The organism is Crossiella sp. NPDC003009 (genome assembly GCF_053591555.1).
Genome location: NZ_JBSFUA010000002.1, coordinates 367,081 through 381,034, shown reverse-complemented (window position 1 = coordinate 381,034; position 13,954 = coordinate 367,081). Strand labels below are relative to the sequence as shown.

The following is a 13,954-nucleotide window of genomic DNA, read 5'->3' as shown; positions in this document are numbered from 1 at the left end:
GCCTCACACCTCGTCTTCGTCGAACAGCGGGCGGATGCCGCGCGCGGCCATGATCTCGTCGTTGCCGGTGCCCGCGGCCACCATGGGCCACACCTGGGCGTCCTTGCCGACCACGAAGTCGATGACCACCGGGCGGTCGTTGATCTCCATCGCCTGCTGGATGACCTTGTCGACCTCCTCCTTGGTCTCCGCGCGCAGACCGGCGCAGCCCAGCGCCTCACCGAGCAGCACGAAGTCCGGGATGCGGTGCTTGTGCGTGCCCAGGTCGGTGTTGGAGTAGCGCTCGGCGTAGAAGAGGTTCTGCCACTGCCGGACCATGCCCAGGTTGCCGTTGTTCATCACCGCGACCTTGATCGGGATGCCCTCGATCGCGCAGGTGGCCAGCTCCTGGTTGGTCATCTGGAAGCAGCCGTCGCCGTCGATCGCCCAGACCTGCTTGTCCGGCATGCCCGCCTTGGCGCCCATGGCCGCCGGCACGGCGAAGCCCATGGTGCCCAGGCCGCCGGAGTTGATCCAGGTGGCCGGCTTCTCGTACTTGACGAACTGCGCGGCCCACATCTGGTGCTGGCCGACGCCCGCGGTGTAGATCGCCTCCGGGCCGACCAGGTTGCCGATCCGCTCGATCACGTACTGCGGGGACAGCGTGCCGTCGGCCGGCCAGTCGTAGCCCAGCGGGAAGGAGCCGCGGATGCCGTCGAGCATGGTCCACCACGCGGAGATGTCCGCGCGGGCGCCGCCCTCGTACTCCGCGCGCACCGCGGGCACCAGGTCGGCGATGATGTCCTTGACGTCGCCCACGATCGGCACGTCTGCCTTGCGGTTCTTGGAGATCTCGGCCGGATCGATGTCGGCGTGGATGACCTGCGCGTCCGGCGCGAAGGTGCCGAGCTGGCCGGTGACCCGGTCGTCGAAGCGCGCGCCGAGGGTGATCAGCAGGTCCGAGCGCTGCAGCGCGGCCACCGCGGCGACCGTGCCGTGCATGCCCGGCATGCCCAGGTGGCTGCGGTGGGAGTCGGGGAAGGCGCCGCGGGCCATCAGCGTGGTGACCACCGGGATGCCGGTCAGCTCGGCCAGCTCCAGCAGCTCCGCGGACGCCTTGCCGCGCACCACGCCGCCGCCGACGTAGAGCACCGGGCGCTTGGCCGAGGCGATCAGCTTGGCCGCCTCGCGCACCTGCTTGCCGTGCGGCTTGGTGGTCGGCCGGTAGCCGGGCAGCCGCATCTCCGGCGGCCAGCTGAAGGAGGTGGTGGCCTGCAGGATGTCCTTGGGCAGGTCCACCAGCACGGGGCCGGGTCGGCCGGTGCTGGCGATGTGGAAGGCCTCGGCGATCGCGCGCGGGATCTCCGCGGCGTCGGTCACCAGGATGTTGTGCTTGGTGATGGGCATGGTGATGCCGCAGATGTCGGCTTCCTGGAAGGCGTCCGTGCCGATCGAGGAGCGCGCCACCTGGCCGGTGATCGCGACCATCGGGATGGAGTCCATGTAGGCGTCGGCGATCGGGGTGACCAGGTTCGTCGCGCCGGGACCCGAGGTGGCCATGCACACCCCGACCCGGCCGGTGGCGTGCGCGTAGCCGGAGGCGGCGTGGCCCGCGCCCTGCTCGTGCCGGACCAGGATGTGCCGCAGCTTGGTGGAGTCCAGCAGCGGGTCGTAGGCGGGCAGGATGGCACCGCCGGGGATACCGAAGACGATCTCGCAGCCCACCGACTCGAGCGAGCGCACGAGCGACTGCGCGCCGGTCACCCTGACCGGAGCGCCGGCGGGCGGGGTCGGGCGGGGTCTTGCCCCCTGGGACGGCTGGGGCGGCGGCGTGGGCCTCACCTGGGTCATCGGGTCTGCCTCGTGTTCGGTGTGAGCAAGCTACGGGCAACAAAAAACCCTCGTCGGCCTGGGTCGGCCGTACGAGGGTTGCGCGTCGACGAGTGCTTCCTAGGCGTCGACGCGCCTGGGAAGTACGAGGAGGAAAGTCTTGCGCTGCACCCTGCCGACGCTAGCCCTTGGCCGGGACAGGCGTCAACTCTGCGGGACGGTACTCCCGGATGTTGGACACGACCGAGGGACACCGCACCGTCGCGAACACCCGTTCGCGCACGTGGAAGGATCGAGGACGTGAGCGGACTGATTTTCCGGATCCCCACTGCGGCTATGATTCCGGCGGCGCTGCTGTTCGTGTGCGCGACCCCACTCGCCTTCGGCGCGCCCGGTCTCCAGGTGGTCTACCTGGTGCCGCTCGCACTGGTCCTGTGGGTGATCCGCACCAGGACCGTGGTCGACGCCGAACAGGTGCGCATCCGCACGCTGTTCGGCGCTCGCAGCATCGTCTGGTCGGACATCGCCGCGCTGCGCCTGACCAAGGCCTCCGGGGTGAAGGCGGTGCTCACCGACGACTCCGAGGTCACGCTGCCCGCGGTGCGGGTGCGCGACCTCGACGCGCTGGCGCGGGCCAGCGGCGGCCGCTTCGGCGAACCCGAGCCGGCCGCCGAGACCGAGCCCGCCAAGCCGGACCCCACTGACGAACCCCGTTAAGGAGGAGCTGTGCCCCCGCTCCGCTCCCGCGTGACCACCCACGGCCGCAACGCCGCGGGCGCCCGTTCGCTCTGGCGCGCCACCGGTATGACCGACTCCGACTTCGGCAAGCCGATCGTGGCGATCGCCAACTCCTACACCCAGTTCGTGCCGGGGCACGTGCACCTGCGTGACCTCGGTGACATCGTGGCCGAGTCAGTGCGCGAGGCCGGTGGCGTGGCGCGGGAGTTCCACACCATCGCGGTGGACGACGGCATCGCCATGGGGCACGGCGGGATGCTCTACTCGCTGCCCTCCCGCGAGCTGATCGCGGACGCGGTGGAGTACATGGTCAACGGCCACGCCGCGGACGCGCTGGTCTGCATCTCCAACTGTGACAAGATCACCCCCGGCATGCTGATGGCCGCGCTGCGGCTGAACATCCCGGTGGTCTTCGTCTCCGGCGGGCCGATGGAGGCCGGCAAGGCCGTGGTGGTGGACGGGGTCGCGCAGGCGCCCACCGACCTGATCACCGCGATCGCCGCCTCGGCCAGCCCGGACGTCGACGACGAGGGCCTGTCCATCGTGGAGCGCTCGGCCTGTCCGACCTGCGGCTCCTGCTCCGGCATGTTCACCGCGAACTCGATGAACTGCCTCACCGAGGCGCTCGGGCTTTCCTTGCCGGGCAACGGGTCCACCCTGGCCACGCACGCCGCCCGCCGGGCGCTGTTCGAGCGGGCCGGCACCACCGTGGTGGAGCTGGCCAAGCGCTACTACCAGCAGGACGACGAGTCCGCGCTGCCGCGCAACATCGCCAACCGGGCCGCGTTCGAGAACGCGATGGCGCTGGACGTGGCCATGGGCGGCTCGACCAACACCGTGCTGCACGTGCTGGCCGCCGCGCACGAGGCGGAGCTCGACTTCACCATGGCCGACATCGACGCGGTCAGCCGCCGGGTGCCCTGCCTGGCCAAGGTGAGCCCGAACTCCGACTACCACATGGAGGACGTGCACCGGGCCGGTGGCATTCCGGCCATCCTGGGCGAGCTGGACCGGGCCGGGCTGCTCAACCGAGACGTGCGCACCGTGCACAGCGCGAGCATGGACGAGTGGCTGGGCGCCTGGGACATCCGGGCGGAGTCGCCCTCGGCGGAGGCGGTCGAGCTGTTCCACGCCGCGCCCGGCGGGGTGCGCACCACGCAGGCCTTCTCCACCAGCAACCGGTGGTCCTCGCTGGACACCGACGCGGCAGGCGGCTGCATCAGGGACCGCGCGCACGCCTACACCGCCGACGGCGGCCTCGCGGTGCTGCACGGCAACCTGGCCGAGGACGGCGCGGTGATCAAGACCGCCGGGATCGACGAGGAGCTGTGGGTCTTCCGCGGCCCGGCCAGGGTGGTGGAGAGCCAGGAGCAGGCGGTCTCGGCGATCCTGGGCAAGCAGGTGCAGCCGGGCGAGGTCGTGGTGGTCCGGTACGAGGGCCCGGCAGGCGGCCCCGGCATGCAGGAGATGTTGCACCCCACCGCGTTCCTCAAGGGCGCGGGCCTGGGCAAGGTGTGCGCGCTGATCACCGACGGCCGGTTCTCCGGTGGCTCTTCGGGCATCTCGGTCGGGCACATCTCGCCGGAGGCGGCCGAGGGCGGGCTGATCGGGCTGGTGCAGGACGGGGACGAGATCGTCATCGACGTGCACCGGCGCAAGCTGGAGCTGCTGGTGGACGAGGCGGTGCTGGCCGAACGGCGGGCCAAGATGGAGGCCAGCGAGAACCCGTGGCAGCCGGTGGACCGGCAGCGCCCGGTGTCCAAGGCCCTGCGCGCCTACGCCCGCCTGGCCACCTCAGCGGCCACCGGCGCGGTCCGCGACCCGAACAAGTGACCAAGCAGCGCGGGCCCGGCTCGTGGTGAGCCGGGCCCGCGCTGTTTCTTGTGGCGTCAGCGCAGGACCACCAGGGTGATCACCGCGGCGCCCGCCGCGACCAGGAGGAAGAGCACGCCCCACGGGAGTGGGACGCGCGCCCAGGAGCGACCGTTGTCGAGAGAGGCGCGGCCGGGCCCGAGGAACAGCAGCGCGGCCGCCAGGGCGCCGAGCACGAGGTCGAACTCGAAGCCGGAGCCGGTCTGGCCGAGGAAGAAACCGTTGTTCCACTTGAGCGTGACCACGTTGATCATCACGCTGAGCAGGCCTGCCGCGCCGAGCGGGGTCAGGAAGCCCAGCACGATCAGCACGCCGCCGCCCAGCTCGGTGATCCCGGTGACGTAGGCCAGGATCCGGGTCTGCTGGAACCCGAAGGACTCCAGGAACTTGGCGAACCCGTTGATGCCGGGTCCGTTGAACACGCCGAAGAGCTTCTGCGCTCCGTGCGCGATGAACGTGCCACCGAGCACCAGCCGCAGGACGAGCAGGCCGAGGTCGGTGCCACCGTTCCAGGCGAAGGGCTTGCGCCGCACGGTGTCCGCACCGTCGGCCTGGTCAACGGGCAGTGCCGCCGTGGTGCCGGTGGCGGAATACCCCGCGTCGTCGAAGTGGTGCGCGCCCCCGCTGGTGCCGGGGCCGCTGTCGTGAGTGCTCACGCCCAAGCAGGCTAGGTGATCCGAGCCACTTCGGCGACCCGGGCGGCGTGGCGGCGGCGGTTCGCGGGGGTCAGTAGCTGCCGCGGATCAGGTTCTCCGGGTCCTTGCCTGCGGCGAACTGGGCGATCTGCCTGGCCACGATGCGGAAGGCGCGCTGGTGCTGACCAGCCACGCTGCCCGCTACGTGCGGAGTCAGCAGCAGGTTCGGCGCGCGCCACAGCGGGTGGCCCGCAGGCAGCGGTTCCGGGTCGGTGACATCCAGCGCGGCGCGCAGCCTGCCGCTGGTCAGCTCGGCCAGCAGCGCGTCGGTGTCCACCACCGGGCCGCGGGCGCCGTTGACGAAGATCGCGCCGTCGGCCATCCGGGCCAGGAACTTGGCGTCCACCAGGTGCCGGGTGTCCTCGGTCATCGGCACCACCACGACCACCACGTCGTACTCGCCGAGCAGCTCGGGCAGCTCGTCCTCGCCGCGCACCCCCTCCCGCGCGCTGCGCCCGACCAGGGTGACCTCGGTGTCGAACGGGATGAGCCTGCGCTCCAGCTGCCTGCCGAGGTCACCGGCGCCGACCACCAGGATCCGCTTGCCCTGGAGGGTGTCGGTCTGGTGGTAGGCCCACTCCCCGGCGCGCTGGGCGGCGTCGAACTCGCGGAAGTCGCGGTAGATCGACAGCAGCGCGCCGACCACCCACTCCGCGGTGCTGCCGCCGTGCGCGCCCCGGCAGTTGGACAGCTTCACGCGCTCGGGCAGCGCGCCGATCCAGGCCTCCGCGCCCGCGCTGAGCAGCTGCACCAGCTGGAGCCTTGGCAGCGACTCGGCCAGCGGCACCAGCTCCCGGGAGGCCAGGAACGGCGGCACGAACACCTCGGCCTCCACCGCCTCGGCCGGCATGTTGAGCTGGTCGTGCGGGTCGTAGGTGACCACCCGCACACCCTCGATCGCGGACACCAGGTCGGCGGCCCCTGGGTAGTCGGGCAGCAGCACAGTCAGGCTCACCTCGGCACTCTAACCTCGGGTTCACCTGCGGCCACCTACCCTGGAGCCCATGCCAGCCCCGGGTTCGAAGCGACGGACGTCCCTCATCGGGATGGTGGCGCTCGCCCTGCTGGTCTCCGGGTGCGCCAGCTTCCCCGAGGTGCGGCAGGCCGACTGGACCGAGCAGCCCCGGCTGCAACCCCAGGGCGCCCCGCCACCCGGTGGCGGGGGCGGGGGCGGCGGCCCGCAGCCGCCGACCCGGCCGAACACCCCGGTGCCGCCGCCGGACGGCTGCAAGGACTTCGACCCCTCGGTGGTCGCGACCTGCCTCGACCAGGTGGCCGCGGTCGCGGTGCTGCCGGACGGGCAGTCCGCGCTGGCCGCCGAGCGGGTCAGCGGGAAGATCCTGAAGGTGCAGCCGGGCAAGTCGCCGGAGGAGTTCGCCCGGATCCCGGTGGACGGGGCCGGTGGCGGCGGGCTGACCGGGCTCGCGCTCTCGCCCAGCTACGCCGAGGACGGCCTGGTCTTCGCCTACATCACCACCGGCTCGGACAACCGGGTGGTGCGCATCGCCAAGGGCGACGGCCCCAAGCCGGTGCTCACCGGCATCCCGCGCGGCGGCCGCAACAACGGCGGCGCGCTGGCCAGGGACCGCACCGGGGCGCTGCTGGTGGCCACCGGCAACGCGGGCAACGGCGGCGCGGCAGGCGATCCGAACTCCCTGGCCGGGAAGGTCCTGCGGATCACCACCTCCGGCAAGCCGGCCGACGGCAACCCCAACGCCGGCAGTACGGTGGTGGCCACCGGCCTGACCAGCCCCGGCGGCATCTGCAGCACCACCGACCACCGCACCACCTGGGTCACCGACCGCGCGGACAAGCAGGACGTGGTCTACAAGTTCGCCCTGGGCAAGCCCCTCGGCACCCCGGCCTGGACCTGGCCGGACCGCCCCGGCGTGGCAGGCTGCGCCGCCTACAGCGACCGCCTGTCAGTCGCACTGACCACCGGCGCCGGCATGTTCAACCTGGCCGTGAGCAACACCGGCGCCTTCACCGGCCGCCCGGAAACCACCCTGAAGGGCACCTACGGCCAACTCGGCGGCGTGGACCTGGGCCCGGACGGCAACGCCTGGGTGGGCACGCTGAACAAGGCCGGCGGCAAGCCGGTGAGCAGCGACGACCGGGTGTTCGTGCTGCCGCCGCAGGGCGGTGGCACCGGCGGGAACGACTAGCCGGTTCAGTCCCACCACAACACGACGACAAGTCCGCGACGTGCGGCCTCGCCGTAGAAGTCGCGCAGGATGGCGTGCTGCCGGGCCAGTTGTTCGGCCAGATCACCGACTACTTCGCGCGCGATCCCGCCCAGCGCGGCCTCGGCCTCGGCCGCGTTCAATGGCACCACGGCGCGGACCGCTGTGGGTGTTACGGCACGCAACGCCTCGGCGACCTCGCTAACCCGCGATGGCTCCAGCGCCGTAACCGGGTGTTCCCAGATCGTGTCGGGATGCTCCCGGTAGGCCGGGTTCACTTCTTCGTCACCGTCGAATCCGCGCCGGAGAACCGCCAAGGCCCGAGCATCGACTCCGGTCAGCGCCCACGCTCGTTTCAGCGCGCCGGGCCACCAGTTCAGCTCCAGGCGGTCCTCATCCGGAGTCGACGTGAACGAGCAGAGCTCGTCCAGCGCCGCCACCGACTGGCGGCAGGCGGCCAGTCGCGTGGCGGGGATGCGGACCAGCTGCTGGGTGACGGCCATGCGGTGCAGTATGGCGGGGGCCGAACCGTCCCAGCGCCCCCCGGAACCAGGTCCCGAGGGGCGGCGGTGTTGCCGGGGTTTCCGCCCGGGCGGCCGCGCGAGTTGAGCAGGCAGCGGGCGAGTGTGCCGCGGCCCGTGCCGCCCGGGAGTTGTCCGGGCGGCACGGGCCGCGGTGCTGGCGTTGTCGCTGGTGGTGTTACTGGCCGCAGCGCTCCAGGACCAGTTCGCGGACGCGTTTGGCGTCGGCTTGGCCCTTGGTGGCCTTCATGACCGCGCCGACCACGGCGCCTGCCGCGGCGACCTTGCCGGAGCGGATCTTCTCGGCGATGTCGGGCTGGGCGGCCAGGGCCTCGTCGACCGCGGCGAGCAGGGCCGAGTCGTCGGAGACCACGACCAGGCCGCGGGCCTCGACCACGGCGTCCGGCTCGCCCTCGCCTGCCAGCACGCCGTCGACAACCTGGCGGGCCAGCTTGTTGGTCAGCTTGCCCTCGGCGACCATGGCGATCACCCTGGCCAGCTGGGCCGGGGTGATGGCCAGGTCAGCGAGGTCGACGCCCTGGGTGTTGGCCTGCTGGGAGAGGTAGGCCACCCACCAGGAGCGGGCCTCGTCCGGGGCGGCACCCGCCTCGACGGTGGCCGCGACCAGTTCGAGTGCGCCCGCGTTGACCAGGTCGCGCAGTTCCGGGTCGGAGAGTTTCCACTCGGCCTGGATCCGCTTGCGGCGCTGCCAGGGCAGCTCGGGCAGGGTCTGCGCGAGCTCGGCCACCCACTCGCGGGATGGGGCGATCGGCACCAGGTCGGGCTCCGGGAAGTACCGGTAGTCCTCGCTGGTCTCCTTGCGCCGTCCCGGCCGGGTGCTGCCGGTGGACTCGTCGAAGTGCCTGGTCTCCTGGACGACCTCGCCGCCGCTGGTCAGCACCGCGGCGTGCCTGCGCATCTCGAAGTGCACGGCCCGCTCGACGCTGCGCAGCGAGTTGACGTTCTTGGTCTCCGAGCGGGTGCCGAGCACGCTGCTGCCCTTGGGCATCAGCGAGACGTTCGCGTCGCAGCGCAGCGAGCCCTGGTCCATCCGCACGTCCGAGACGTCCAGCGCCTTGAGCAGGTCGCGCAGCGCGCTGACGTAGGCGCGGGCCACCTCGGGCGCGCGCTCGCCGGTGCCGTGGATCGTCTTGGTGACGATCTCGATCAGCGGCACGCCCGCCCGGTTGTAGTCCAGCAGGGAGAACTCGGCGCCGTGGATGCGCCCGGTCGCGCCGCCCACGTGCAGCGACTTGCCGGTGTCCTCCTCCATGTGCGCGCGCTCGATCTCCACCCGGAAGATCTCGCCGTCGTCGAGCACCACGTCCAGGTGGCCGTTGAAGGCGATCGGCTCGTCGTACTGCGAGGTCTGGAAGTTCTTCGGCATGTCGGGGTAGAAGTAGTTCTTCCGCGCGAACCGGCACCACTCCGCGATCTCGCAGTTGAGCGCGAGACCGATCCGGATGGCCGACTCGACCGCCTTGCCGTTGACCACCGGCAGCGCGCCGGGCAGGCCGAGGCAGGTCGGGCAGACCTGGGTGTTGGGCTCGGCCCCGAACTGTGTGGGGCAGCCGCAGAACATCTTGGTGTTGGTGTGCAGCTCGACGTGCACCTCCAGCCCCAGCACCGGGTCGAAGCGCTCGACCACGTCGGAGTAGGGCAGCAGTTCTGCCGTGACGTCAGTCGTCATCGCCGTCGTCCTCCCAGTCGGACAGGATGTCCCGCTTGAGCAGCTCGGACTGGAGCACCATCGTGCCGAGCAGTTCCTCGTCGTTGATCCCGGCGGTGCGCCGGGTGCACCAGGTGGGCGTGCCACTGGCGTCCAGGCACTTCACCACCGCGAGTGCCTCTATCGGGGTCCAGCCGTCGGGCAGCGGGAACAGTTCGAGTCCCCGCAGCACCTGGCCGACCGATTGGCGGGTGTCCTCCCGCTCGCTGCGTTCGCTCACCGCACGCCCGCCGCGAGGTCCGGCACCCGGTGGATCTGCGCACCGCCCTCGGCGTCGTTGCGCGCGACCTCGTAGGCCGCGGCCACCCGGTACATCCGCTCGTCGGCCAGCGCGGGCGCCATGATCTGCAGCCCGACCGGCAGCCCGTCCTCGTCGGAGAGGCCGCTGGGCACGCTCATCGCCGCGTTGCCGGCCAGGTTGGCCGGGATGGTGCACAGGTCGGCCAGGTACATCGCCATCGGGTCGGCGGTGCGCTCACCGAGCCGGAACGCCGTGGTCGGCGTCGTCGGCGAGATCAGCACGTCGACCTGCTCGAACGCGCTGGTGAAGTCGCGCGAGATGAGCGTGCGGACCTTCTGCGCCGAGCCGTAGTAGGCGTCGTAGTACCCGGCGGAGAGCGCGTAGGTGCCCAGGATCACCCGGCGCTTGACCTCGGGGCCGAAGCCGGCCTCACGGGTGAGCGACATGACCTGCTCGGCGTCCAGCGCCGGGTCCTCGCCGCCGACCCGCAGGCCGTAGCGCATGGCGTCGAAGCGGGCCAGGTTGGAGGAGCACTCGCTCGGCGCGATCAGGTAGTAGGCGGGCAGCGCGTAGGTGAAGTTCGGGCAGGAGACCTCCACGACCTCCGCGCCCAGCTTCTCCAGGGTGGCCACCGCCGCCTCGAAGGAGCGCAGCACGCCCGGCTGGTAACCGTCGCCGCTGAACTCGCTGACCACGCCGATGCGCAGGCCGCTGAGGTCGCCGGTCGCACCCTGGCGGGCGGCCGCGACCACCGGCGGGACCGGCACGTTCAGCGAGGTGGAGTCGAGCGGGTCGTGCCCGGCGATGACCTCGTGCAGCAGCGCCGCGTCCAGCACGGTGCGGGCGCAGGGCCCGGCCTGGTCCAGCGAGGAGGAGAAGGCGACCAGGCCGTAGCGGGACACGCCGCCGTAGGTGGGCTTGACGCCGACGGTGCCGGTGACCGCGCCGGGCTGGCGGATCGAGCCGCCGGTGTCGGTGCCGATGGCCAGCGGGGCCTGGAAGGCGGCCAGCGCGGCCGAGGAGCCGCCGCCGGAGCCGCCGGGGATGCGGTCGAGGTCCCACGGGTTGTGCGTGGGGCCGTAGGCGGAGTTCTCGGTGGAGGAGCCCATCGCGAACTCGTCCATGTTGGTCTTGCCGAGGATGACCACGCCCGCCTCGCGCAGCCGCCGGGTGACGGTGGCGTCGTAGGGCGGGATCCAGCCCTCCAGCATCTTGGAGCCGCAGGTGGTGGGCACGCCCTTGGTGGTGAGCACGTCCTTGAGCGCCAGCGGCACCCCGGCCAGCGGCGAGGCCGGGGCCTCGCCGGCGGCGATGGACTTGTCCACGGCCTCGGCGGCGGCCAGCGCACCCTCGGAGTCCACGTGCAGGAAGGCGTGCACGGCGCCGTCGACCGCGGCCACGCGGTCCAGGTGCGCCTTGGCGACCTCCACCGCGGAGACCTCACGCGAGTGGATCTTGCCGGCCAGTTCGGCCGCGGTGAGCCTGGTCAGGTCGGTCATGTCAGGCCTCCCCGAGGATGCGCGGCACGCGGAACCGGCCGTCCTCGGCCGCGGGCGCCGCGGCGAGCGCGTCCTCCCTTGGCAGCGAGGGGGTGATCTCGTCGGCGCGGAAGACGTTGGTCAGCGGCACGGAGTGCGAGGTCGGCGGGACGTCCTCGGCGGCTACCTCGCCGACCTTGGCCACCGCCTGGATGATGCCGTCCAACTGGCCGGCGAACAGGTCCAGTTCGGCATCGGTGACGGCGAGCCTGGCCAGCCTGGCCAGGTGCGCTACCTCGTCGCGCGAGATGGTGGGCACTGGTGGACTCCCTGAAAGTTGCTGCCCGGATGCGGGGCTTCGTTGCGGGCTGAGTCTATGGCGCAGCCCGTCACGGCCCCGAACGGGTTGTTGGTCTGGCCGTCACGCTGTGGATAACTGGACGGGTTCTCTCGACATGTGGACGGCGGAGTCGGTGTTGTCGGCCGGGTCTGCGACAATCGGCGGCCGTGTCCTTCCTGATCCGCGTGCAGCTTCCCGACCGTCCCGGCACCCTGGGGGCGGTCGCGTCGGCGCTCGGTGAGATCGGGGCCGACATTCTGAGCGTGGACGTGGTCGAACGCGGCGTCGGCGTGGCCATCGACGACCTGGTGGTGGAGCTGCCCTCCGGCCGGCTGCCGGACGTGCTGATCACCGCCGCCGAGTCGGTCGAGGGCGTCGAGGTGGACGCGGTCCGGCCCTACGCCGGCATCCTCAACACCCACCGCGAGCTGGAACTGGTGGAGGAGATCGCCGCCGAGCCGCGCAAGGGCCTCGAGGTCTTCACCGAGGGCGTGCCGCGGATCATCCGGGCCGGCTGGGCCGTGGTGGTCGGCAACAACGGCGACGGCCCGTACCGGCTGGCCGCCAGCAGCGCGGCCCCGGAGACCAAGGCGATCGACCTGCCCTGGCTGCCGCTGTCCAAGGCGACCATCCTGGACGGCGAGGAGCCGTGGGTGCCCGAGACCTGGCAGGAGCTGGGCACCGAGCTGGCGGCCACCCCGCTGGGCAACCCGGACCGGGTGCTGCTGGTGGGGCGGCCGGGCGGGCCGATGTTCCGGGCGGCCGAGGTGGCGCGGCTGGCGCACCTGGCCGGGATCGTCGCGGTGGTGCTGCCCGACTAGCGCGGGCCGGCCTGCGGTCACGCGGCCCGGTAGCGCCCGTGGCGCGGCTTGGCGTCTGCCGGATTGCAGACGCGGTGCACCGGTCCTCAGCGCGAGCCTGGGCGGGTGACCAAGACCCTTCGCCTGCTCGCGGTCGCGGCCAGCGCGGCCGTGGCCGTCCTGCACGCCCCACCCGCGACCGCCGCACCCACGCTGACCTGGCGGGACTGCGACTCCGGCGTCCAGTGCGCCGAGCTGTCCGTACCCACTGACCACGCCAACCCGCGCGGGTCCCGCTTCGACCTCGCGCTGGCCCGCTACCCCGCCAAGGACCCGGCCACCCGCCTCGGCTCCATCGTGGTCAACCCCGGCGGACCGGGCGCCTACCTGGACCTGTTGCCGCAGCTGGGCGGGCAGTTCGCCGAGCTGACCCAGTGGTTCGACGTGGTGCTGTTCGACCCGCGCGGGATGGGGCGCAGCGCCGGGATCACCTGCCCGACCGGCGCGCCGATCCCGCTGGAGTGGACCTTCCCCGACGAGGCCGCCTACCGCGTGCACGTGGCGCGCAGCCGGGAGTTCGGCGCAGGCTGTGCCAAGGCCGCCGGGCCGCTGGCCGGGAAGCTGGACAGCTGGCAGGTCGCGCACGACCTGGACGCGATCAGGGCCGCGCTGGGCGAGTCCAAGCTGCGGTACCTGGGCAACTCCTACGGCACCGTGTTCGGCCAGGCCTACCTGTCCCTGTTCCCGCACCGGTCCGGGCGGTTCTTCCTGGACAGCGTGTACGACCACACCAACCGCTCACAGCGGGACTGGGTGACCTCGCGGGCCGAGGTGGCCGAGCGGAACCTGCACCGCTTCGGCGACTGGTGCGCGCGCACGCCGGACTGCGCGCTGCACGGGCGGGACCTGGTCAAGGTGTGGACGGACCTGGTGGCGCGGGCCGAGCGGCAGCCGATCCCGGCGCCCAACGCGAAGTTCGGCGGGCCGGGCACCGCGGCGCGGATCGTCTCCAGCACGCACTCGGACTTCGAGCGGGACTGGCCGCGACTGGCCCAGGCGATCGCCGAGGCCGACGCCGGTGATGCCAGCAAGCTGGTCGGCGTGCCCGCGATCCCGGTGGAGACCGACGTGAACCGGCAGATCAACTGCGCCGACTTCCCCTACGCCACCGACTACCGCGAGGTGAGCCGGATCGTGGCCGGGATCAGGGCCACCGTGGCTCCGCTGCTGGGCTGGCGGCACACCTGGGTCAACGTGCTCAAGTGCGCCGGGCTGCCCGAGGTCACCGGCTTTGCCCCGCAACCGATCCCGCCCGCGCACCGGCCGCCCGCGCTGCTCGCCGACGGCATCCACGACTCGGTGACCACGGTGGACTACGGGCGGCGGGTGACCGCGCAGCTGCCCGGTTCCCGGCACATCGCGGTGGTGGGCGGGCACGCCAACTACCTCTACGCAGGCAACCGCTGCCTGCGCGGGCACGTGCACCGCTACCTCACCACCGGCGCGCTGCCACCGGCCGGCCTGACCTGCCCGGCGAACACCTGAAGA

At 72.1% G+C, this 13,954-nt stretch carries 13 protein-coding genes; 5 read left to right on the top strand and 8 right to left on the bottom strand.

Annotated elements, in window-relative coordinates; translation table 11 throughout:
* Positions 1-3: 3 nt before the first annotated feature.
* Positions 4-1,830 carry an acetolactate synthase large subunit gene (locus ACWDY5_RS03775; protein ID WP_449720826.1) on the bottom strand — a complete coding sequence of 609 codons (1,827 nt, stop codon included), beginning with the start codon at positions 1,828-1,830 and terminating at the stop codon, positions 4-6.
* A 279-nt stretch (positions 1,831-2,109) separates the two neighbouring features.
* Between ACWDY5_RS03775 and ACWDY5_RS03770 the strand changes: the two genes are divergently transcribed.
* A complete protein-coding gene (locus ACWDY5_RS03770) occupies positions 2,110-2,526 on the top strand; it encodes a PH domain-containing protein (protein WP_449720825.1) in 417 nt (138 codons plus the stop codon).
* Positions 2,527-2,535: 9 nt separating this feature from the next.
* A complete protein-coding gene (ilvD, locus tag ACWDY5_RS03765) occupies positions 2,536-4,380 on the top strand; it encodes a dihydroxy-acid dehydratase (RefSeq protein ID WP_449720824.1) in 1,845 nt (614 codons plus the stop codon).
* Positions 4,381-4,436: 56 nt separating this feature from the next.
* Here the strand turns inward: ilvD and ACWDY5_RS03760 are convergent, their stop codons facing one another.
* Both ACWDY5_RS03760 and ACWDY5_RS03755 read right to left on the bottom strand, forming a co-directional pair.
* The gene (locus ACWDY5_RS03760; RefSeq protein ID WP_449720823.1) at positions 4,437-5,075 is read right to left on the bottom strand and encodes a DoxX family protein; all 639 of its coding nucleotides are present in this window, start codon (positions 5,073-5,075) and stop codon (positions 4,437-4,439) included.
* A 70-nt stretch (positions 5,076-5,145) separates the two neighbouring features.
* Positions 5,146-6,069 (bottom strand): 2-hydroxyacid dehydrogenase, encoded by a 924-nt coding sequence (locus ACWDY5_RS03755; RefSeq protein WP_449720822.1) that lies wholly within the window; start codon positions 6,067-6,069, stop codon positions 5,146-5,148.
* Between the two features lie 49 nt (positions 6,070-6,118).
* Here ACWDY5_RS03755 and ACWDY5_RS03750 point away from each other — a divergent pair, with 49 nt between their 5' ends.
* The gene (locus ACWDY5_RS03750; RefSeq protein ID WP_449720821.1) at positions 6,119-7,279 is read left to right on the top strand and encodes a PQQ-dependent sugar dehydrogenase; all 1,161 of its coding nucleotides are present in this window, start codon (positions 6,119-6,121) and stop codon (positions 7,277-7,279) included.
* A 5-nt stretch (positions 7,280-7,284) separates the two neighbouring features.
* Here the strand turns inward: ACWDY5_RS03750 and ACWDY5_RS03745 are convergent, their stop codons facing one another.
* From ACWDY5_RS03745 to gatC, 5 genes are all read right to left on the bottom strand, one after another.
* Positions 7,285-7,800 (bottom strand): DUF1877 family protein, encoded by a 516-nt coding sequence (locus ACWDY5_RS03745; RefSeq protein WP_449720820.1) that lies wholly within the window; start codon positions 7,798-7,800, stop codon positions 7,285-7,287.
* A 196-nt stretch (positions 7,801-7,996) separates the two neighbouring features.
* Entirely contained in the window at positions 7,997-9,508 is a 1,512-nt protein-coding gene (gene gatB, locus ACWDY5_RS03740) for an Asp-tRNA(Asn)/Glu-tRNA(Gln) amidotransferase subunit GatB (RefSeq protein WP_449720819.1), read from the bottom strand.
* Complete coding sequence (locus ACWDY5_RS03735) at positions 9,498-9,767, bottom strand: hypothetical protein (RefSeq protein ID WP_252484989.1); 270 nt, start codon at positions 9,765-9,767, stop codon at positions 9,498-9,500. The genes gatB and ACWDY5_RS03735 overlap by 11 nt, the downstream gene beginning before the upstream one ends.
* Positions 9,764-11,287: an Asp-tRNA(Asn)/Glu-tRNA(Gln) amidotransferase subunit GatA gene (gene gatA, locus ACWDY5_RS03730; protein ID WP_449720818.1), complete on the bottom strand. Its 1,524-nt coding sequence runs from the start codon at positions 11,285-11,287 to the stop codon at positions 9,764-9,766. Before gatA ends, ACWDY5_RS03735 begins: the two co-directional genes overlap by 4 nt.
* A gap of 1 nt (position 11,288) precedes the next feature.
* A complete protein-coding gene (gatC, locus tag ACWDY5_RS03725; RefSeq protein ID WP_252484991.1) occupies positions 11,289-11,585 on the bottom strand; it encodes an Asp-tRNA(Asn)/Glu-tRNA(Gln) amidotransferase subunit GatC in 297 nt (98 codons plus the stop codon).
* Between the two features lie 188 nt (positions 11,586-11,773).
* On the opposite strand from gatC, the gene ACWDY5_RS03720 reads away from it, so the two are divergent.
* Both ACWDY5_RS03720 and ACWDY5_RS03715 read left to right on the top strand, forming a co-directional pair.
* A complete protein-coding gene (locus ACWDY5_RS03720) occupies positions 11,774-12,427 on the top strand; it encodes an ACT domain-containing protein (RefSeq protein WP_449720817.1) in 654 nt (217 codons plus the stop codon).
* A gap of 105 nt (positions 12,428-12,532) precedes the next feature.
* On the top strand, positions 12,533-13,951 hold the full coding sequence (locus ACWDY5_RS03715) for an alpha/beta fold hydrolase (protein ID WP_449720816.1): 1,419 nt from the start codon (positions 12,533-12,535) through the stop codon (positions 13,949-13,951).
* Positions 13,952-13,954: the final 3 nt, after the last annotated feature.